This is a genomic window from Streptomyces sp. NPDC051976, from assembly GCF_040680795.1.
In the GTDB taxonomy this organism is placed as follows: Bacteria; Actinomycetota; Actinomycetes; order Streptomycetales; family Streptomycetaceae; genus Actinacidiphila.
Genome location: NZ_JBFAXL010000003.1, coordinates 280,466 through 299,571, shown reverse-complemented (window position 1 = coordinate 299,571; position 19,106 = coordinate 280,466). Strand labels below are relative to the sequence as shown.

The window sequence follows — 19,106 nt, the reverse complement described above, 5'->3', positions numbered from 1 at the left end:
TGAATGCTTTCGCCCAGCCGTGCGGCGGTTCCGGAGCCGGCCGACCGCGCTCTTCCGGGTCGCCGCGGGAGCACGCGCCCCCGCGTGGACGCCCGGGTTGCCCGCCGTCCGCAGGTGGTCGCTGGGCCGTGCGGAGGACGGGCCGTGCCCGGTGGGGCGGGGGGTCGTTGGCTCGGGCATGAGAAAGATGATCATGCGTGGGGCGCTCACGGTCGCCGCGGTCGTCGTGACCGCGGCTGCCGGGGCCGCTCCCGCCGTCGCGGACAACGACAGCAACTTCGGCAGTGGCGTGAACGCCGCGAACAACTGGAACTTCACCGCGGCCGCGGTGTGCCTCCAGGAGGTCGCGGTCGTGCCGGTGCTCGGCGACTGGGTCGGCGATCAGGCCAACAACTGCTCGAACGGCAACGTCATCGACCACGCGGGGCAGGTCGTGGGAGGGGCGGTGCACACGCTGACCGGACACTGACGACCGCCGCTCCGTGAACCGCCGGCGGCTACGCGGGTGCGTAGCCGCCGGTCGGGTCCGACCGGCCCCCCGTCGGCACCGCCGGTCAGAAACGCGCCGACGCGGCCCCGTACGCGTCGGCGGGTGGAAGGGGCGAGTCCGTCACGCCAACGGTGTGCCGGGGACGTGCGGGGCGCGCGGCAGCCTGGCCTTGGTGGCTCGGTCCGGCGCGGCCAGGCTCAGTCGACGAGGGCGCCGGCGGACAGGTTGGCGATCGCCCCCGTCATGGCTCCCGCGCGGTCCGAGGCCAGGAAGGCGGCCGTCTCGGCGACCTCCGCCAGCGTGGGCAGCCGCTTGAGGAGCGTGCCCTGTGCCAGTCCGGCCTCGTCCTCGAGCATCTCCTGCACCGACTGCCCGGACGCCGCCGCCATGGGCCGGAAGAGCTCCCCGGTGTAGGAACCGGCCGCGGGACCGTCCACGACGGCGTGCGGGCGGATGCCGACCACCCGGATGTTGTGGGGCGCGAGCTCCGCGGCAAGACCCCTGGTGAAGGCCTCCTTGCCCGCCGCGCTCACGCTGTGGCCGAGGATGCCGGGGATGGCGAGCTTGGATCCCGGCTCCGACAAGGTGAGGATGACGCCGGGGCGCTCGTGCCCCATGTGCCGGGCCACGGCCTTGCTGGTGAGGAAGAGCGTCCGCAGAAAGCCGTCGATCGGCCGCATGAACTCCTCGAGCGAGAGATCGGCGAGCATCGTCCCCTGGTCGTGCATGACGCTCACGGCGTTGAGGGCGATGTCGATGCTCCCGGCTGTCGCCGCGACCGCTTCCGCGTGCTTGTCGACCGCCTCCTGGTCGAAGACGTCCACCAGCGCGGTCTCGGCCTTTCCGCCCGTGGCGGCGATGGCGTCCGCCACGGCGTCGAGCTTCGCCTGCGTGCGCCCGGCGAGGAAGACCCTCGCGCCCTCCCGGGCGAACACCTTCGCGATGGCGCCACCGAAGGCGCCTCCGCCCCCGTAGATCACGGCGTTCTTGTCGCTCAGTAGCAGGTCACTCATCACAGTCCTCCAAAGGTGGTGTGTCCGGGTGGGGAGGCGGGCTCGCCCGCTCAGTCCCGGTTCTTCCGGCGCTGTATCTCCTCGGCGAGGCGCTTGATGCGGTTCAGCCGCGCGTCCCAGGTCCTGCCGACCTCGTTGAGCTGGCGGACGGCGCGGGCGAGCTGGGCCTCGTCGACCTCGTAGCGCCGCTCGCGGCCTGCCGGCGTGGCGTGCACCAGGCCCGCGCGGTCGAGGACGCCCAGGTGTTTAGTGACCGCCTGGCGGGAGATCGGCAGATGGTCGCTGAGGCTCGTGGGCGTACCCACTCCCTCGGCGAGCAGCAGGTCGAGCAGGCGGCGCCTGACCGGGTCGCCGATCGCCGACCACAGCTCGTCGTCGACGACGGTGGTCATCGCGCCACCACGGAGGGCGCGTAGTCCTGGAGCCTGGCCAGGAAGGTGTCCCAGCCGCGCTCGTGGTCGTGGAATGCCTCCTCGAGTACGGCGGCCTCCCAGCCCTTCTCGCGCCAGCCGCTCTCGGTCAGGCGCAGGATCGTGCCGTCGCCCGCGGGTTCGAGCTCGAAGGTGACCTGGAGGGAGTTGCCCGCCTCGGGTACCTCGCCGTCGGGGGCGATCCAGCGGAAGGTGAACCGGTGGGGCGGGTCCACGTCGACCACCTTGATCGAGGCGACCTCGGCGCGGTCGCCCCAGATCAGCTCACCGACCGCGCCGGGCTCTGGCTCGAACACCGCGTCGTCCGACCACCACACCTTGATGTGCTCGGGGCGGCTCACCACGTCGAAGACGATCTCCGGTGCCGCCTCGATACGGATCTCGCGCTCCAGCTTGCCGAACTCCATCACGGGCCTCCCATGCGCAACCTTCTGTTGCGTATGACCTTAGTCCTGGCCCCCGTAATGCGCAACCTTATGTTGCGTGATGGCGACGGGGTGCCGCCGCACGGCGGCGCCCCGTCGCCGGGTGCCGTCAGTGGTCCCAGGTCCACTCCGCGACCTCGGGGAGGTCGGTGCCGTGTTCGCGGATCCAGGCGTGATGCCGCAGCCGGACGTCCTCCATCCGCTGGCGCACGGGCGCGGCGGTCACCGCCAGGCCCGGGACGCGGTCGATGACGTCCATGACGAGGCGGTAGCGGTCGAGGTCGTTGCGGACGACCATGTCGAAGGGCGTGGTGGTGGTGCCGATCTCCTTGTAGCCGCGCACATGCAGGTTCCGGTGCCCGTTACGGCGGTACGCGAGCCGGTGGATGAGCCAGGGATAGCCGTGGTACGCGAAGATCACCGGCTTGTCGGGGGTGAACAGCGCGTCGAAGTCCGGGTCGGACATGCCGTGCGGGTGCTCCTTCTCCGGCTGCAGCCGCGCGAGGTCGACGACGTTGACGACCCGGACGCCGAGGTCGGGCAGCAGCTGGCGGATCAACTGGGCGGCGGCCAGCACCTCCTGGGTGGGTACGTCACCCGCGCACGCCAGCACCACATCGGGCTCGCGCCGCCCGTCCTCGGTGCCCGCCCACTCCCAGATCCCGGCCCCGCGCGCGCAGTGGGCGCGGGCCGCGTCCATGTCGAGCCAGTCGAAGCAGGGTTGCTTGCCCGCCACGACGACGTTCACGTAGTCCTTCGAGGCCAGTACGTGGTCGGCCACGGAGAGCAGGGTGTTGGTGTCCGGCGGCAGGTAGACACGTACGACCTCGGGGGACTTGCTCAGCACGTGGTCGATGAAGCCGGGGTCCTGGTGCGAGAAGCCGTTGTGGTCCTGCCGCCATACGTGCGAGGTGAGCAGGTAGTTCAGGGAGGCGATGGGACGGCGCCAGGGCAGGCGGCGGGTGACGCGCAGCCACTTGATGTGCTGGTTGACCATCGAGTCGACGATGTGGACGAACGCCTCGTAGCAGGAGAACAGACCGTGGCGGCCGGTGAGGACGTAGCCCTCCAGCCAGCCCTGGCAGGTGTGTTCCGACAGGATCTCCATCACCCGGCCGTGCGGGTCCAGATGCTCGTCCACGGCGAGCGTCTCCGCCTGCCACGCCTTCCCGGTCGCCCCGTACACGGCCTGCAGCCGGTTCGAGGCGGTCTCGTCGGGGCCGACGATCCGGAAGTCGCGGCGGTCGGCGGTGGCCGCCATCACCTGCTCCAGCAACTCGCCCAGCACACGCGTGGGTTCGTGCGTGGTCGTCCCCGGCTTGTCGACGGGCACGGCGAAGCGCTCCAGCTCCGGGATCGGCAACTGCCGCAGCAGAAGACCGCCGTTGGTGTGCGGGCTCGCGCCCAGGCGGCGTTCGCCCTCGGGCACGCGGGCCAGCACCTGCGGGCGCGGACGGCCGTCGGCCCCGAACAGCTCCTCGGGCCGGTACGAGCGCAGCCACTCCTCCAACTGCCGCAGGTGCTCCGGGTTGGTGCGCACCTCCGCCAGCGGCACCTGGTGGGCACGCCAGGTGCCCTCCACCGGCAGGCCGTCCACCTCGGCGGGGCCCGTCCAGCCCTTCGGGGTGCGCAGCACGATCACCGGCCAGCGCGGGCGCTCGGTGGCGCCCAGGGCGCGTGCGGCGTGCTGGAAGGCGGCGATACGGTCCAGCGCGGTGTCCATCGCCACGGCCATCGCGCGGTGCACGGCCATCGGGTCGTCGCCCGTGACGTGCAGCGGTTCATGGCCGTAACCGCGCAGCAGGTCGTCGAGTTCGGAGTGCGGCAGGCGGGCCAGCACGGTCGGGTTGGCGATCTTGTAGCCGTTCAGATGCAGGATCGGCAGCACGGCGCCGTCGTGCACCGGGTCGAGGAACTTGTTGGAGTGCCAGGAGGCGGCCAGCGGCCCGGTCTCGGCCTCCCCGTCGCCGACCACGCAGGTCACGACCAGGTCCGGGTTGTCGAACGCGGCGCCGTAGGCGTGCGCGAGCGAGTAGCCGAGCTCGCCGCCCTCGTGGATCGACCCCGGCGTCTCCGGGGCGACATGGCTGGGCACCCCGCCGGGGAAGGAGAACTGCCGGAACAGCCGGGCCATCCCCGCGGCGTCCCGGGTGACGTCCGGGTACGTCTCGGTGTAGCTGCCTTCGAGCCACGCGTTCGCCAGGACGGCCGGACCGCCGTGGCCGGGGCCCCAGACGCAGATCGCCGCCATGTCCCGGGCCTGGATCGCCCGGTTGAGATGGGTGTGGACCAGGTTCAGTCCCGGGGAGGTGCCCCAGTGCCCGAGCAGCCGCGGCTTGACGTGCTCCGGGCGCAGCGGCTCGGTCAGCAGCGGATTGGCCATCAGGTAGATCTGGCCGACGGCGAGGTAGTTCGCCGCCCGCCAGTGGGCGTCCAGGTCGCGCAGCTCGTTGTCGCTCGGTGCTTCTGGCGGCGGCGAGAGCACATCGGACATGTCGTCCTCCGGAGTGTCAGGGTCGTTTCGCCCCACACTTCGGCGTCCGCCGACCGCTCGGGTAGGGCCGTTCGGGTGGTCCGTACGGGCCCACCGGCCCCCGCCCGGATCGGCAGGACCGGCCCCGCCGGGGCGTGCCGTCGCCCCCGTCGCCTACGGTGGAGCCCGTGCCCCGCCATCCGAAGAAGCCGCGCCTGCTGGTCGCCGACGGCCGTTCGTACCTCTGGACGCTTCGCCACCGGCACAGCGCGCTGCCCGACGGCCGGGCCACCGGTTGCAGCGAGACCCTGACGCTGTACCCCCAACCGGCGGGCACCGGCGGCCCGTTGCGCATCGTCTTCACCGAGGGCCCGGGCCGCTACGTGCCCGGCGGTGCCCCCCTGGGCTCGGGGGACGTGGGGTTCAGCCGGGGTCCGGACCTGAACCTCCATGAACCCGGCGCCGTCCGGGCGCTCCTGGACGCGGCGCTGGCCGGCGGGTGGCGGCCGGACGACAAGGGGCCCGTGGAGGTCGACGGCTGGCCGCTGCTGGTGGCGGCGACCGCCGAAGCGGAGGAGGGCCCGGAACCCACCGGGTCGTGAGCGGAGTTGTCAGCGGCCGCGGCCGTCCGGCTCCGCGCCGTCGGTGTCGCTGTCGTCGTCGGCCGCCCAGTTGGCGAAGTGGATCAGGGGCGCGATGGCGTCGGGATCGCCGGTGGGAATGTCGAGCATCTGGCTGCGCGCCCATACCGGGCGTCCGTCGAAGAACGGGACGACGTCCTGGGGGCGCGCGGGGAGGCTGCGCAGTTCGACCTCTCCCACGGGTCTGGGGGGAAAACCCAGCCGGCGCCTGCCTACCCGCCCGTACGGCAGCAACAGCGTGGCTTCCGGAGTGGCCTGGGAATCGCCGTCGGCCGGGAACAGCAGCAGCCAGTCGCCCTTCGACCAGGGCCAGTTCGCGACGACGTAGCGCCGTGTCCGCGTGAAGGGTGACGCCGCGGCCCGGGCCAGCGCTCGCGCGGTGCGTATCTGCTCCACGGCGCGCTTCACGGCAAGCGCGCAGAACAGGATCAGGAAGCCCGCGAACACCAGCTTGTGGCCGCTGCCGTGCAGGGCGAATCCGTTCGCCGCGTCGGCGGCGCCGACGGTGATCAGGAAGATCGGCGGGACGAGAACGGCGGCCAGCGACCGCAGACCTTGTATCCGCCACCACGGGAGCGTGAAGTCGCCGGTGGCGGGCGGCGGGTCGCCCAACTCCCTGTCCACCGCGGCCCATTGCGCGACGGCGGCCTTCGCCAGCCGCGCGTGGCCAGGCACGGCCGCGGTCCCCGAACCGACCTGCGCCCCCTCGGCCTCCGCCGCGCGCGCGGTGCGACCACGGACCTTGCGTAACAGTGCCACGATTCCCGTCCCCCCGGTGGGCGCCGGATCAGCCCAGCGAGCCCTCCGGCATCGTAGAGCGCGGCATGCCCGCGCGTGCGGCCGCGTACGCCCACGAATGCGTAAAGCGGCCCGCCGCGGCGGCTGTTGGTGGCTATGCGGGGGCCTGGCGCTCCTGCGGCGGCGGCTTCATGGCCCAGCGGATCGTACGGGTCAGCCCCTGCCCGGCCAGCGGGATCGCGGTGCGCTCGGCGACGGGGAGGGACGGCAGGCGCAGCGGGCCGCGGGCCCACAGGGGGATCATCGCCACGGCGTTGGCCGCGAGGACGGCGTACGGTCCCCTCGCGAGCCAGGGCAGCGGGGGGTGGACGAGCATGAAGCGGGCGGCCTCCCTGGCCTGCGGGGTGGCGCGCAGTTCGGGGCGGTACGACGCCAGGACGGCGGCGAGTTCGGCCTGGTCGCGCGGCGGGTCGGGCACGCCGAGGGCGCGGGCCACCTGTGCCGTGTCCGCGACGTAGCCGTCGTAACCGGCGTCGTCCAGAGGATGGGCGCCGAAGCGCCGGTGGGCGCGGAGGAAGCTGTCCACCTCGGCGGCGTGGACCCAGCCGAGGAGGTGCGGGTCGGAGGCCCGGTACGGCTCGCCGTCCGCGGTGACACCTGACACCCGCTCGTGCACGGCCCGCACATGGTCCACGGCGTCCTGCGCGTCCCGCGCGGTGCCGAAGGTCGTCACGGCCAGGAACGTGCTCGTGCGCTGCAGCCGTCCCCACGGGTCTCCGCGGTAGCCGGAGTGCGCGGCCACCGCGGCCATGGCGAGCGGGTGCAGGGACTGCAGCAGCAGCGCCCGCAGCCCGCCGACGAACATCGAGGCGTCACCGTGCACCACGCGGATCGGCCGTTCGGGGCCGAACCAGCGTGTCCCGGGAGCGCCGTGGATGCGCTGGCGGGTGGCAGGACCGCCGGGTCCGGCGACGCGGGCGAAGAGCTGCTTGCCGAGCCGTCGCCGGACACCCTCGAGAACGGGCACGTCCACTGGGGAGAGCGTCACCCTGCCACTGTACGGCGACGGTCCCGCCGTCGTACCGGACCTCAGTGCGACCAGGCGCCGTGGGGGAGCGGTACGCGGTGGTGGTTCCCGCCGAAGGGGTGCCGCATGTCGTCCGCGGCCTCGCTCACCGCGTGCGAGGCACGGTGGTACCGGGCGCGCGCCCGGTAGGCCGCCGACGGCTTGCCGTGGGTGTCGGCGGCCGCGATCAGCAACCCGCCCATCATGGAGAGGTTCTTGAAGAAGTGGACGCGCTGCGCGGCCCGCTCCTGCGGGTCCTCGATCGTCCAGTACGGATGCCCGGCGAGGGTGGTCGGCACCAGCGTGGCCGCCAGCGCGAGGGCCGACAGGCGGGGCAGGTAGCCGAGGGCGAGCAGCGTGCCCGCGCCCAGCTGGACCGCGCCGTTGATACGGACGAGCTGCTCCGGGTCCTCGGGCAGCCACGTCACCTTCTCGGCCAGTGGAAGTGCCACCGGCTCGGCGGCCGGAGCCACCCGTGCGGGGTCCCGCAGCGCCGACAGCCCGCCGCTGATGAACATGGAGGCCAGCATCGGCCGCGCGAATCTCCTGAGAACTGCCATGCCGACCGGGTGCCCGGCTTTACGCGCCTCGCACACTCCCCGGGGCAAAGGTTCGCCCGGATGCGCCGCGAGCTGACTCGGGTGGTCACCCGTTTCCGCGTGACGCAGCCGCGTGCTCAGCAGGGGGCGAGGACGTCGGGCTGTGTCTCCAGGCGGTCGCGCAGCCGGTGCAGGCCGCGCCGGGCGTGGCTCTTGACCGTCCCGAGCGGCCACCCCGTCCGCTCGGCGATCTGCGTCTGGGTCAGGTCGTCGTAGAACGCCATCCGCAGGACCAGTTGCTGCGCGGGCGGCAGCCTGGACAGTTCGCGGCTCATCACGACGCCGTCCAGGACGGCCTCGGCGTCCGCTTCAGGGCGCGCTGCCGTGGGTGGGAGTGCCGATCCGGCGGCCGCGACGAGTGCGGCCCTGCGGGTGCGCGCGGAGAGCGCGTCGGCGGTCTTGCGCCGGGTGATGCCCACGATCCAGCCGACCATGGCGCCGCGCTCCGGCCGGAACCCGTGCCGTCCCCGCCACGCCGCGAGGAAGACCTGCTGGGTGACGTCCTCGGCCTCCCGCGCGTCGCCGAGCGAGCGCCGCGCCAGGGTGTGCACCAGGGTCCCCCAGCGCAGATACGCGGCCGCCAGGCAGTCCTCGTCGCCATGGACGAACCCGCGGGCCAGCTCCTCGTCGGGCAGGGCCAGGGTGGACGCGCGGACGGCGTGCGCGCTCGGCCGGGAGTCGCTTTCCGCGCTCAGCTGCACGCCCATGGCGTCGGCTCCTGTGGTCCTGAAGCGGTGCGGTGGCCGCCGGTGCGCCTTCGTGCGTCCCGGCCTGCCCATCGTGGGTACCTCCGGCCGGCCGGGACCACTCGCATCGTTTGTGCGTCGTATCGTGGAGGGGTGAGTGAACCCCGGCAGGATCCCGTCGCCGCGGGGATGACGACCGGTGCGCTCGCCCGGCGTATCGGCGTGTCGCCCACGACGTTGCGCTCGTGGGACCGGCGCTACGGGCTGGGTCCCGCGGTGCGCGCCGACGGCCGCCACCGGCGCTGGAGCCCCGGGGACGTGGCAATGCTGGAGGAGATGTGCCGGCTGACCGCCACCGGCCTGCCGCCCGCCGAGGCCGCGCGCGCCGCCAGGGAGCGGGCCCGCTCCCTCCCGGCCGCCGCGCAGGCGCCGACCGGCCCGGACGAGACGCCCGCCCCCGCCGTACGCCCCGGCCGGAGATCGCACGCCCCCAGCGGGCTGCCGCTCGGTGACACCCGGCAGGAGTGCCGGGGCCTGGCCCGGGCCGCCGTACGGCTCGACGCCCCCGCCGTCCAGGACCAGTTGACGGCGCTGGTGCGCGAACACGGCCTGACCGTCGCCTGGGAGGAGGTGATGGTGCCCACCTTGCGCGCGGTGGGCCGCAAGTGGGAGTCCTCCGGCGACCGTTACGTCGAGGTCGAGCACCTGCTGTCCTGGCATGTCTCCAGCACCCTGCGCGGCGCCGCACTGCGGTCGGCGGGCACTGTCGTGCCCGCCGCGGTCGCGCCCGTGGTCCTGGCGTGCGTACCCGGCGAGCAGCACACGCTGCCGCTGGAGGCGCTGAACGCGGCCCTGGCGGAACGCGGCCTGGCCACCCGGATGCTGGGCGGCGCCGTGCCCGTGGAGGCGCTGGTCTCCGCGGTCCGGCGGGTGGGACCCGCCGCGGTGGTGCTCTGGTCGCAGTCCCCGGCCACGGCCGTCACCCCGTTGGCCCAGCGTCTCGCCGCCACCACATGGGGCGTCCGCGGAGCGCGGCGGCGGCCCCTGGTGATGACGGCGGGACCCGGATGGGCCAGGCGCGCCCCTGGCCCTGGCACGGTCAGACCGCGGGGCCTGCGGGACGCCGTCGCCGCTCTCGTACGGGCCTGCGGGGGTGACGAGGACCGGTCCGCGGCTGACGCGCCGACGTCGTAGCGCCCGCGGGGTGCATCCGGTGACGCCCGCCGGACGGAAGACTCGGGAGACAACAGCGGAAAGGTGGTGGCCATGCCCGCTCCGAGCGGTGCACCCGAGGTCGTGGTGGTCGGCGCGGGACTCGCCGGACTCGCCTGCGCCCGCGACCTGCTCGCGGCAGGGGTGAGCGTCCGCGTCCTGGAGGCGTCGGACGGCGTCGGCGGCCGGATGCGCTCCGACCGGCACGAGGGCTTTGTGGTCGACCGGGGCTTCCAGGTGTTCAACACCTCCTACCCCCAGGTCAAACGCCGGCTGAACCTGCGCGGCCTGTACCTGCGCCCCTTCACCCCCGGCATGCTCGTCCACACCGACCACGGGCGGGTGCGTTTCAGCGACCCCACCCGCCGTCCCGGCGACAGCGGCGACCTGGTGCGCGGACGCCTCGGCGGGCCCCGCGACCTGCTCGCCCTGAGCGCGCTGTCCGCTCGTGACCTGCTGGTGCCGCCCCGGCGGCTGGTCCGCGGCCAGGAGCGCACCACCCGGACCGAACTGGCGGCCGCCGGGCTCTCCGAGGAGATCGTCGAACAGCTCTTCCGGCCCTTCCTCTCCGGTGTCTTCCTGGAGGAGGACCTCGAGACCTCCAGCCGCTTCTTCCATCTGGTGTGGCGCAGCATGCTGCGCGGCACCCTCTGCCTGCCCGCCACGGGGATCGGCGCCGTGCCGCGGCAGCTCGCCGCTGAACTGCCTGACGGCGTCCTGCACTTGGAGACCCCGGTGGACCAACTGACCGACGCGGGCGTGCTGACCGCCGACGGCGGCGAACTGCCCGCGCCTGTCGTCGTGGTGGCGACCGGTCCCGGCCCCGCGGTCCGGCTGCTGCCCCAACTCCACGTCCCCGGCTACCGGGTGGTCACCACGTACTTCCACACCTGCGCTCCCTCGCCGCTGGCGGAGCCGACCCTGCTCACCGACGCGCGGCGCCGCTTCCTCAACACCTGCGTGCTGAGCGAGGCCGTTCCCGGCTACGCGCCGCCCGGGCAGGCCCTGGTGGAGACCTCCGTGCTGGGCGAGGACGTGCCCGGTCGCGAGTCGGCGCTGCGCGGACCGCTGGCCGAGGTCTACGGGGCCGACACGGCCGGATGGGACCTCGTGGCGGTGCGCACGGTCCCGGAGGCGCTGCCCGCGATGCCGCCGCCGCTCACGCTCAGCCGCCGCTCGCGCGTCGCGACGGGCCGCTATGTGTGCGGCGACCACCGCGCGACCGGCTCCGTGCAGGGCGCGCTCGCCTCCGGCGCCCGCGCCGCCCGCGAGGTGCTGCGGGACCTGCGGAGCTGAGCGGGGGCGTCACGGTGTCTGGTCCCCCCGCTCAGTCCTGGCCGCGGGCGTGCCGGAAGCGCGCCAGACCGTCGGGCAGCTCCACGATCGGGTCCGGGTAGTCGTATCGCGCCCGTTCCAGGCCCGGCAGCTTCCACGGCTGGTGGACGGCCGGGCCGTCCAGTCCGCGCAGTTCGGGCACCCAGCGGCGCACGTAGGAGCCGTCGGGGTCGTAACGGAGGGCCTGGCGCACGGGGTTGAGGACGCGGTTGGGGCGGGTGTCGGTGCCGGTGCCGGCCGTCCACTGCCAGTTGAGCTGGTTGTTGGCGACGTCGCCGTCCACCAGCAGGTCGAGGAAGTGGCGTGCTCCGACGCGCCAGTCCACGTAGAGCGTCTTGGTGAGGAAGCTCGCGGTGAGCAGGCGGCCGCGGTTGTGCATCCAGCCCTCGTGGACCAGCTGGCGCATCGCCGCGTCGACGACCGGGTAGCCGGTGCGGCCCTCCTTCCACGCGGCGATGTCCTGGGCCGCGGACTCGGCTGTGCGCCAACTGTCGTGCCGTGTGCGGTAGTCGGCCGACGACGCGGCGGGACGCGCCGCCAGCACCTGGCGGTGGAAGTCGCGCCACGCGAGCTGCCGTACGAACGCCTCGGCGCCCGCGCCGCCGTGCCGCCGCGCCCGGTGGACCAGCTCGACCGGCGAGAGCGTGCCGAAGTGCAGGTGCGGGGAGAGACGGGAGGTCGCGTCGCCCGGCAGGTCGTCGTGCCGGTCCTCGTACGCGGCCAGACCGCCGCGCAGCCACGCCGCCGTCCTCCTGCGGCCCTCCGTCTCGCCGCCCGCCGCCAGACCGGGCGAGGTGCCCGCCACGTCCTGCCGGGCGGGGAGCGGCGCCGACGCGACGCCCTCGGGCACCCGCACCGCGCGCGGGGCGGGGACGGGGTTGCGCAGGAACTCCTGCGACCAGTGCCGGAAGTACGGCGTGAAGACCGAGAAGTGGTCGGCGCCCGCCGGGGTCAGCGCGCCCGGCGCCACCGCCGTGGTGACCGTGTCGTGGACGAACAGCCGGCGGCCCGCGGCCTCCAGCGCCGCGCGCAGCCGCCGCTCCCGGCGAATCGCGTACGCGCTGACGTCGCCCGCCATGTGCACCTCGTCGGCGTCCGCCGCGTCCACCACCTCGCGGACCTGTTCCACGACGTCGCCGACGCGCACCACCAGGCGCCCGCCGCGCTCGCGCAGCCCCGCGTCCAGATCGGCCAGGCAGTCCGCCAGGAACGCCATCCGGTTCGGCGCCCCGAACCCGGCGTCGGTGACGGCGCGGTCCAGCACGAACACCGGTACGACCTCGGGCGCGGAGTCGACCGCCGCCCGCAGCGGCGGATGGTCGTGCAGCCGCAGGTCGCAGGTGAACAGGACGACGGACACACTCATGGGCACGACTCCTCGACGGCGGGGCCGCCGCTTCTCGCGGGCGGCACGGCGGACACCAGTTGCTTCGGCACGAGCGGCCCCGGCGGATGCGGCTCTCACCCGGGCGGCGGACATCTCCCGCCCCGATGCCGCCCTGCCCGGCGGCCGCGGCGCACCCTCCCGCCGCGACACACGGCGTACGGCTCGGGGAACCCCGTCCCGTATCGTGCTCCGGTATCGGCCCCGACAGCCGGAGGGAAACGGGCATGAGCACGGCGGGGCCTCGGCCGTCCGGCGGGTCACGGGCGCTACGGCGTCACCTGGGCGTGTTCGACGCCGTCGTCATCGGCCTGGGATCGATGATCGGCGCCGGAATCTTCGCCGCGCTGGCACCGGCCGCGGCGGCGGCCAGGTCCGGGCTGCTGATCGGGCTCGCCCTGGCGGGCCTGGTGGCGTACTGCAACGCCACCTCCTCCGCACGGCTGGCCGCCCGCTACCCGCAGTCCGGCGGCACCTACGTCTACGGCCGCGAACGCCTCGGCGCGTTCTGGGGCTATCTGGCCGGGTGGGGGTTCGTGGTCGGCAAGACCGCCTCCTGCGCCGCGATGGCACTGACCGCGGGCTCCTACGTGTGGCCCGCGCAGGCGCACGCGGTGGCGGTCGCGGCGGTGGTGGCGCTGACCGTGGTGAACTACGTGGGCGTGCGGAAGGCGGCCTGGCTGACGCGGGCGATCGTCGCGGTCGTGCTGGCGGTGCTCGCGGCGGTCGCCACCGCTTGCCTGACCAGCTCGGCCGCCGACACGGGCCGCTGGGCGGTCGGCACGGAGGCCGGGTTCCACGGTGTTCTCCAGGCCGCGGGCCTGCTCTTCTTCGCCTTCGCCGGATACGCCCGCATCGCCACCCTCGGCGAGGAGGTCCGTGACCCGCGGCGCACCATCCCGCGGGCGATCTCCGTGGCCCTCGCCGTCACCCTGGTCGTGTACGCGGTCGTCGCGCTCTCCGTCCTCGCCGTCCTCGGCCCCGAACGCCTCGCCCACACCACCGTGCCGTTGGCCGACGCCGTGCGAGCCGCCGGGGTGCCGGGCCTTGCCCCCGCGGTACGCGCCGGGGCGGCGGTCGCCGCGCTCGGCTCGCTGCTCGCGCTGATCCTCGGCGTCTCGCGGACCACCCTGGCGATGGCCCGCGACCGGCACCTGCCCCACCAACTCGCCGCGATCCACCCGCGTTTCGAGGTGCCGCACCGCGCCGAGCTGGCCGTCGGCGGCGTCGTGGCCGTCCTGGCCGCCACCACCGATGTGCGCGGCGCGATCGGCTTCTCCTCCTTCGGCGTGCTCGCCTACTACGCCGTCGCCAACGCCTCCGCGTGGACCCTCACCCGGGACGAGGGCCGTCCGCCCCGGCCGGTGCCCGTCCTCGGGGCGGCGGGCTGCCTGGTCCTGGCCTTCGCCCTGCCCGCGGCCTCGGTGCTCTGGGGCGCCGTGGTGCTCGCGCTCGGGGCTGTCGCGTACGGCTTGCGCTAGGTGCTCGCGCGCGGCTGAGTGAACCGCGGTGGTGCGGGAAGGCCGTTGATCGGTCGGGTTCCTGGCGCTGGGTGGTCAGCCCGCGGGCCGGAGCCCGGTCAGGGTGACGTCGACGAGACGGCGGACGGCCGCCTGCGACGGCAGGCGCCCGGCGCCGGACAGGGCGTGCAGGCAGTAGTCGGCCAGCTCTGCGGGGGAGACGTCGTCGCGGACCGCACCGGCCGCGGCCGCCTCCGCGATGACGTCCCGTACCAGGCCGTGCAACTGCCGCTGGGCGTGGACGGCGTGCTGGTCGCCGTGGACGAAGGCGGCGATCTCGCCGTCCTGGCGCCGCTCGTGGGTGAGGTGGGCGTACCCGCGCAGGACCGCTTCGAGCCGGTGCGCGGGGCCGTCCGCGCTGTCGCGGGCGTGGGCGAGCCGGTCCAGGTGGACGGCGACATGGCGCTCGTGCCAGGCGATCAGGATCGACTGGACGTCGGGAAAGTACTTGTACAGCGTCGCGCGCCCGATCCCGGCCTCCTTCGCGATCTGTGACATCGTCACCGCCGCCAGGCCGTGCGCGTCCACCAGGGCCACGGTGGTCTCCAGGATGGCGTCCCGCACGGCGCGGCGGTGCGCGTCCATCGTCTCGTCCCACAGCTTCGGCATGCTCCAAGCATACGCAACGACGGACCCGTGACACTCTGCCTTGACATAGACAATGTGTATCGATAAGTCTGGAGGGGCCGATCCGTACGAAGAAGTGAGGTTCCCGTGTCCGTCGCCGCGCCACCCTGGGACATCGGCAGGCCCCGGCCCGCACTGCTCGCCCTCGCGGAGAGCGGGGCCCTGCGCGGCCGGGTGCTCGACGAGATCCGCGGCCGGCGCACCTCCCTGACCCGCCTCTGACGCGAAAGGAGCGGTCATGCCGACCGCTGAAGCCCGCCTGACGACCGACCGCGCGAGCCGCTACCTCGTCCAACTCTGCCGCCACCTCGGCCAGATGAACCATCCGACCCATCCGGGCCGCATGACCCACCGGCCACCCGGCGGCCACGGCGGAACACCGCCCGCGGCCCCGTACGTCGACCACACCGACACCCACGGCACCGTCCGCTTCCCTGACGGCCGGTGGACCCTCGACGCGACCGCGGACACCCTCACCCTGCGCGTCGACGCCACCGACGAGGCGGCCCTACGGCGCCTCCAGGATGCGATCGCCGCCCGTATCGAGACCATCGGCCGCCGCGACGGCCTCCAGGTGCGTTGGCAGCAGCCAACGGATGAGGGCACGCCGCCGCAGGTGCGGACCTAGCGAGCGCCGTCGGCTGCGGCGCGAGCGCGGGGGCGGTCGGACCGGAGGTCAGCCCTCGTGGCCCAGGCCGCGGTCGGGTGCGCTCATGTCACCCGTGCGGGGCAGGCCGTCGGCGATCCCGTAGCGCAGGTACACCGCGCCCTTCGGGGTGGCCGCGGGCGGCTGGAGGAGGGTGAGGTTCGCGGGCACCTCGCCGCCGTCGAACAGCTTCTTCCCGACGCCCAGCACGATCGGGTGGATCCACAGGTCGAGGCGGTCGAAGAGCTTCTCGCGCAGGAGCGTCTGCACCAGGTCCAGGCTCCCCACGACCTTCACCTGCTGGTGCCGGTCACGGATCTCGCGCACCGCGGCGGGGAGGTCCGGTCCGAGCTGGGTGGACCCGGCCCAGGGGAGGTCGGGCGTGCCGCGGGAGGCCACGTACTTGGGGATGCTGTTGAAGAGGACGCCGAACTCGTCGTCCTGGTGCGGCCAGTACGCGGCGAAGATGTCGTACGTCCGCCGGCCGAGCAGCAGGGCGTCGGTACCCTCGTACGCGGCCTGGATCTGCGCCCCGGCGACGTCGTCGATCAGCGGCGCCTGCCAGCCGCCGAACGGGAAGCCCTCCGGGTCCTCGTCCGGGCCGCCGGGCGCCTGCCCGACGAGGTCCAGGGTCGAGAACATTTCGATGTCGATGAGGCCCATGCCGTACTCCCGGAGAGTGGGTTTTTCTCGGTCGCACGGTAGACCGGCGCACGCCCCGGAACTCATCGGTGCCACGGCACGTCGTTCCGATTCCGTCGGCCGCCTCGCCCGGTACTACCCGTACTACAGGCGTACGGTCATCTCCACGGTCACCGCGTCCCCCGCCGAGATGCCCTGGGCCTTGCGGACGGCGCTCTTGACCGGCAGCAGGTAGCCGCCGTTCTTCGGGAAGAGCGACGTGGTGAAGACGGCGTCGCCGATGCGCGCCTCCACCGGCACGACCCCCCAGCCGTACGTGGCCATCGCCGCCACCTCGCGTACGTCCGCGGCCTGTTCGTCGGGCACGGGCACGAAGTAGAAGGGGGACGGGCCCCGCCACTCGATCACATGGCCTGCAAAGGTGATGTCCATGGAGCTAGCATCCCGTGCCATGGTGAGGCGGGGGCAGTGGGTGGGCGCTGTGGCGGGAGTGGCGGTACTGGCGGCGGTGTGCGCCTCGGGACCGGAACACGCGGCGGCCGCCCGTACGGCGTCGGATGCCGGCCCGTTACCGGCCGACCGCTACCGGTACACACCGGACGACTACCAACAATCCAAGCGGGCAACGGCGTTGCTGGTGCGGCAGTGCATGGCGAAGCGCGGCCACGCGGACTTCCCGCTCGATCCGCGCTACCCCATGGACCCCTTCTCCACCACCGCGGTCGGCACCGACTACGGCGTCCTCGACATGGACGCCGCCCGCCGCTGGGGTTACGGCTGGGACCCGGACAAGAACCTGGACATCCAGCCGAAGGGCCGGCGGATGACCTCGGCGGAGTACGCGGACTTTCCCGCCTGCAACGCCGAGGCGGACCAGCGGCTGATGCGCGGCATCGACGTCAAGCGGGACTGGCTCTACGCCACCACGCGGTCGATCGAGGTCGACAAGGCGGTCAAGCGGGACCCGCGCCTGCGCGCCGCCTGGAACACCTGGTCCCAGTGCCTGGCAGCCCAGGGATTCCCCCGCTACCCCGACCCCGTGGCGGCGTACACCGCCGGCGCCTGGCACCGGGAGAGCGACGGCAACACCCCTCATACGCAACGGGAGCGTGCCACCGCCGTCGCGGACGTCACCTGCAAGCGCCGCCACCACACGGTCGAGATCTGGCAGGACGTACAGGCGCGGCAGCAGACCGCCGACATCGCGGCGCACCGCGACCGCTACGACGCCGGGATGCGGGCGCTGCGCACCTATCGGGCGAACATCGACCAGGTGACGGAGCAGCTCGGCTAGGGCGTGATCCACAGGACATGCCCCAGGGTCCGCCCCAGCCGGTGGCCGGGGCGGAGTTACGATCGCCGGGTGTCCGATGTCGCGGCTGAGCGTGGGGGCGGTCTGCCCGTCACGATCGTGCGCGCCTGCCGCCGGGGGGAGTCGGGCGGGAGTCCGACCGCTGTGCTGGACGACGTACCGGGGATGAGTGACCGGGCGCGGTGCGCGGTGCCCACGCTGGCGGGAACCTCGCACGCCGTCTTCGTCTCGGGGGGTGAGGACGGCGGCGTGGCGATGCGCTTCTTCACCGCCGCCGGGGAACTGCCCGCGTGCGGGCACGGCACGGTCGCGGGTCTGGCGGTGCTGGCCGAGCGCGCCGGGGGCGGGGAGTTCCGTACGACCGTCCGCACGGCCGGGCGGGTGCTCACCGGACGGGCATCCCGGCCCCTCGGGCAACAGGGCGATTTCACGGCCGCGTTCGACCCCGGACCCGTCGAGCTGAGCGCACGCGCGGCGGCCGAACTCACCCCGGTCCTGGAGGCGTTGAAGCTCGGACCGGATCGTGCTCCCGCCGCGATGTGCGTGGCCTCGGTCGGGCGGCCCAGGCTGCTGGTCGAAGTGCCCACTCGGGCCGAACTGGCCGCTCTCGTACCGGACATGGAGCGGCTGCGCGCCGCCTGCGGCCAACTCCGGTTGCTGGGCTGCTACGTCTACAGCGCACCGGCCCCCGACGGGCGGGCCGCCGCGCGGATGTTCGCCCCCTCGATCAGTGTCCCGGAGGACATCGCCAACGCCAACAGCACGGCGTGCCTGGCCGCGTATCTCGCCCGGGTGAGCGGCGCGGCCCGTACCGTCGCGGTCGACATGGGCGACTCCCTGGGCGCGCCCGCCACCGTCACCGCGGCCGCCCACCCGACCGCGTCCGGCATCGCGGTCGAGGTGGGCGGGACGGCGGCGATCGACGGCGTCGTCCGCCTGCGGCCGTGACCCTGCGGGCCTGACGAGCCTGACGAACCTACAGGAGGACCCCCACGTCCACCGGCTCCGGGCATCGGCCAGGATGGGGCCATGTCGATGCCCGCCGATCTTGTGAGCCAACTGCGCGCCGGCGCCCGTGAGCGCCGCGCGACGCGCCCCCGCGGCCCTGAACTCGCGTCCGTGGAGGACCTGCAGGGCCCCGGGGGACTGCCGCTGCGCCGGTACCGGCCCGCTGACGGTCCCCGCCCGCTGGTGGTGTTCCTGCACGGCGGTGGGTTCGTCTTCTGCGACCTCGACACCCACGACCGCACCTGCCGCCGTATCGCCGCCGCCTGCGACGTCGACGTGCTGGCCGTCGACTACCGGCTCGCCCCCGAGCACCCCCATCCGGCCGCCGTCGAGGACGCGACCGCGGTCCTGCGCTGGGCGCGGCCCGCGGCCGTCGCCGGGGACAGCGCGGGCGGGCTGCTCGCCGCGGCGGCCTGTCTGGCGCTGCGCGACGAGGGCGGTCCGCTGCCGGCCGTCCAGGCCCTGATCTGCCCGAACACCGACCTGACGCTCGGCCGTCCGTCCGTCACGGAGAAGGGCACGGGGCACGGCCTGGAGGCCGCCGCCCTCGCGGCCTTCGTCGCGGCGTTCGTCCCCGACCCGGCCGACCGCCCCGCCGCCTCCCCCCTGCACGCCCCCGACCTGTCCGGCCTCCCCACCGCCCTGATCGTCACCGCCGAGCACGACCCCCTCCGCGACGAGGGCGACGCCTACGCCGACCGCCTCGCCGCCTCCGGCGTCACCGTCCGCCACCGCTGCGAACCCGGCCTCGAACACGGCTTCATCCAGGGCATGGACCTCACCGACCCCGCCGCGGCAGCCGCCCACGACCGCATCTTCGCCGACCTCCGCGACCTCATCCCCCGCTGACGCGCACCG

22 protein-coding genes are annotated in these 19,106 nt (G+C 73.9%); 10 read left to right on the top strand and 12 right to left on the bottom strand.

Annotation, left to right across the window (positions count from 1 at the left end; translation table 11 throughout):
• The first annotated feature begins 178 nt into the window (after positions 1–178).
• Positions 179–469: a hypothetical protein gene (locus AB0M29_RS05480; protein WP_365379270.1), complete on the top strand. Its 291-nt coding sequence runs from the start codon at positions 179–181 to the stop codon at positions 467–469.
• Between the two features lie 218 nt (positions 470–687).
• Here the strand turns inward: AB0M29_RS05480 and AB0M29_RS05475 are convergent, their stop codons facing one another.
• The 4 genes from AB0M29_RS05475 to AB0M29_RS05460 all read right to left on the bottom strand — a co-directional run bounded on the left by AB0M29_RS05475 (position 688) and on the right by AB0M29_RS05460 (position 4,853).
• Complete coding sequence (locus tag AB0M29_RS05475) at positions 688–1,503, bottom strand: SDR family oxidoreductase (protein ID WP_365379267.1); 816 nt, start codon at positions 1,501–1,503, stop codon at positions 688–690.
• A gap of 50 nt (positions 1,504–1,553) precedes the next feature.
• Positions 1,554–1,895, bottom strand: a complete 342-nt coding sequence (locus AB0M29_RS05470) for a helix-turn-helix domain-containing protein (protein WP_365379265.1) — start codon at positions 1,893–1,895, stop codon at positions 1,554–1,556.
• Complete coding sequence (locus tag AB0M29_RS05465) at positions 1,892–2,341, bottom strand: SRPBCC domain-containing protein (protein ID WP_365379262.1); 450 nt, start codon at positions 2,339–2,341, stop codon at positions 1,892–1,894. Before AB0M29_RS05465 ends, AB0M29_RS05470 begins: the two co-directional genes overlap by 4 nt.
• A 127-nt stretch (positions 2,342–2,468) precedes the next feature.
• Positions 2,469–4,853 (bottom strand): phosphoketolase family protein, encoded by a 2,385-nt coding sequence (locus AB0M29_RS05460; RefSeq protein ID WP_365379259.1) that lies wholly within the window; start codon positions 4,851–4,853, stop codon positions 2,469–2,471.
• Between the two features lie 167 nt (positions 4,854–5,020).
• Between AB0M29_RS05460 and AB0M29_RS05455 the strand changes: the two genes are divergently transcribed.
• Positions 5,021–5,434: a hypothetical protein gene (locus tag AB0M29_RS05455; RefSeq protein WP_365379257.1), complete on the top strand. Its 414-nt coding sequence runs from the start codon at positions 5,021–5,023 to the stop codon at positions 5,432–5,434.
• A gap of 9 nt (positions 5,435–5,443) precedes the next feature.
• Here the strand turns inward: AB0M29_RS05455 and AB0M29_RS05450 are convergent, their stop codons facing one another.
• The 4 genes from AB0M29_RS05450 to AB0M29_RS05435 all read right to left on the bottom strand — a co-directional run bounded on the left by AB0M29_RS05450 (position 5,444) and on the right by AB0M29_RS05435 (position 8,583).
• Entirely contained in the window at positions 5,444–6,232 is a 789-nt protein-coding gene (locus tag AB0M29_RS05450; RefSeq protein ID WP_365379254.1) for a hypothetical protein, read from the bottom strand.
• A 133-nt stretch (positions 6,233–6,365) separates the two neighbouring features.
• Entirely contained in the window at positions 6,366–7,259 is an 894-nt protein-coding gene (locus AB0M29_RS05445; protein ID WP_365379251.1) for an oxygenase MpaB family protein, read from the bottom strand.
• Positions 7,260–7,300: 41 nt separating this feature from the next.
• Entirely contained in the window at positions 7,301–7,837 is a 537-nt protein-coding gene (locus tag AB0M29_RS05440) for a DoxX family membrane protein (RefSeq protein WP_365379249.1), read from the bottom strand.
• A 116-nt stretch (positions 7,838–7,953) separates the two neighbouring features.
• Positions 7,954–8,583, bottom strand: coding sequence for a sigma-70 family RNA polymerase sigma factor (locus AB0M29_RS05435; RefSeq protein WP_365379247.1), 630 nt, complete (start codon positions 8,581–8,583; stop codon positions 7,954–7,956).
• 168 nt (positions 8,584–8,751) lie between these two features.
• Here AB0M29_RS05435 and AB0M29_RS05430 point away from each other — a divergent pair, with 168 nt between their 5' ends.
• Both AB0M29_RS05430 and AB0M29_RS05425 read left to right on the top strand, forming a co-directional pair.
• Entirely contained in the window at positions 8,752–9,756 is a 1,005-nt protein-coding gene (locus AB0M29_RS05430; protein ID WP_365379434.1) for a MerR family transcriptional regulator, read from the top strand.
• Between the two features lie 72 nt (positions 9,757–9,828).
• Positions 9,829–11,070 carry an NAD(P)/FAD-dependent oxidoreductase gene (locus AB0M29_RS05425; RefSeq protein ID WP_365379244.1) on the top strand — a complete coding sequence of 414 codons (1,242 nt, stop codon included), beginning with the start codon at positions 9,829–9,831 and terminating at the stop codon, positions 11,068–11,070.
• A gap of 31 nt (positions 11,071–11,101) precedes the next feature.
• Here the strand turns inward: AB0M29_RS05425 and AB0M29_RS05420 are convergent, their stop codons facing one another.
• Positions 11,102–12,475: a deoxyribodipyrimidine photo-lyase gene (locus AB0M29_RS05420; RefSeq protein ID WP_365379241.1), complete on the bottom strand. Its 1,374-nt coding sequence runs from the start codon at positions 12,473–12,475 to the stop codon at positions 11,102–11,104.
• Between the two features lie 245 nt (positions 12,476–12,720).
• Here AB0M29_RS05420 and AB0M29_RS05415 point away from each other — a divergent pair, with 245 nt between their 5' ends.
• Positions 12,721–13,974 carry an APC family permease gene (locus AB0M29_RS05415; RefSeq protein ID WP_365379238.1) on the top strand — a complete coding sequence of 418 codons (1,254 nt, stop codon included), beginning with the start codon at positions 12,721–12,723 and terminating at the stop codon, positions 13,972–13,974.
• A gap of 75 nt (positions 13,975–14,049) precedes the next feature.
• Here the strand turns inward: AB0M29_RS05415 and AB0M29_RS05410 are convergent, their stop codons facing one another.
• A complete protein-coding gene (locus tag AB0M29_RS05410; protein WP_365379235.1) occupies positions 14,050–14,622 on the bottom strand; it encodes a TetR/AcrR family transcriptional regulator in 573 nt (190 codons plus the stop codon).
• A gap of 105 nt (positions 14,623–14,727) precedes the next feature.
• Between AB0M29_RS05410 and AB0M29_RS05405 the strand changes: the two genes are divergently transcribed.
• Positions 14,728–14,862 (top strand): hypothetical protein, encoded by a 135-nt coding sequence (locus AB0M29_RS05405; protein ID WP_365379232.1) that lies wholly within the window; start codon positions 14,728–14,730, stop codon positions 14,860–14,862.
• Positions 14,863–14,878: 16 nt separating this feature from the next.
• Complete coding sequence (locus AB0M29_RS05400) at positions 14,879–15,268, top strand: DUF2218 domain-containing protein (RefSeq protein ID WP_365379230.1); 390 nt, start codon at positions 14,879–14,881, stop codon at positions 15,266–15,268.
• Between the two features lie 48 nt (positions 15,269–15,316).
• On the opposite strand, the gene AB0M29_RS05395 is transcribed toward AB0M29_RS05400, so the two are convergent.
• Positions 15,317–15,949 carry a dihydrofolate reductase family protein gene (locus AB0M29_RS05395; protein WP_365379228.1) on the bottom strand — a complete coding sequence of 211 codons (633 nt, stop codon included), beginning with the start codon at positions 15,947–15,949 and terminating at the stop codon, positions 15,317–15,319.
• Between the two features lie 123 nt (positions 15,950–16,072).
• Positions 16,073–16,360, bottom strand: coding sequence for a DUF1905 domain-containing protein (locus tag AB0M29_RS05390; protein ID WP_365379225.1), 288 nt, complete (start codon positions 16,358–16,360; stop codon positions 16,073–16,075).
• On the opposite strand from AB0M29_RS05390, the gene AB0M29_RS05385 reads away from it, so the two are divergent.
• The 3 genes from AB0M29_RS05385 to AB0M29_RS05375 all read left to right on the top strand — a co-directional run bounded on the left by AB0M29_RS05385 (position 16,359) and on the right by AB0M29_RS05375 (position 19,097).
• Positions 16,359–17,222, top strand: a complete 864-nt coding sequence (locus AB0M29_RS05385; protein WP_365379223.1) for a hypothetical protein — start codon at positions 16,359–16,361, stop codon at positions 17,220–17,222. The two genes, AB0M29_RS05390 and AB0M29_RS05385, sit on opposite strands and share 2 nt — an antisense overlap.
• A gap of 69 nt (positions 17,223–17,291) precedes the next feature.
• Positions 17,292–18,188: a PhzF family phenazine biosynthesis protein gene (locus tag AB0M29_RS05380; RefSeq protein ID WP_365379220.1), complete on the top strand. Its 897-nt coding sequence runs from the start codon at positions 17,292–17,294 to the stop codon at positions 18,186–18,188.
• Positions 18,189–18,269: 81 nt separating this feature from the next.
• Positions 18,270–19,097 (top strand): alpha/beta hydrolase, encoded by an 828-nt coding sequence (locus AB0M29_RS05375; RefSeq protein ID WP_365379218.1) that lies wholly within the window; start codon positions 18,270–18,272, stop codon positions 19,095–19,097.
• Positions 19,098–19,106 lie beyond the last annotated feature (9 nt).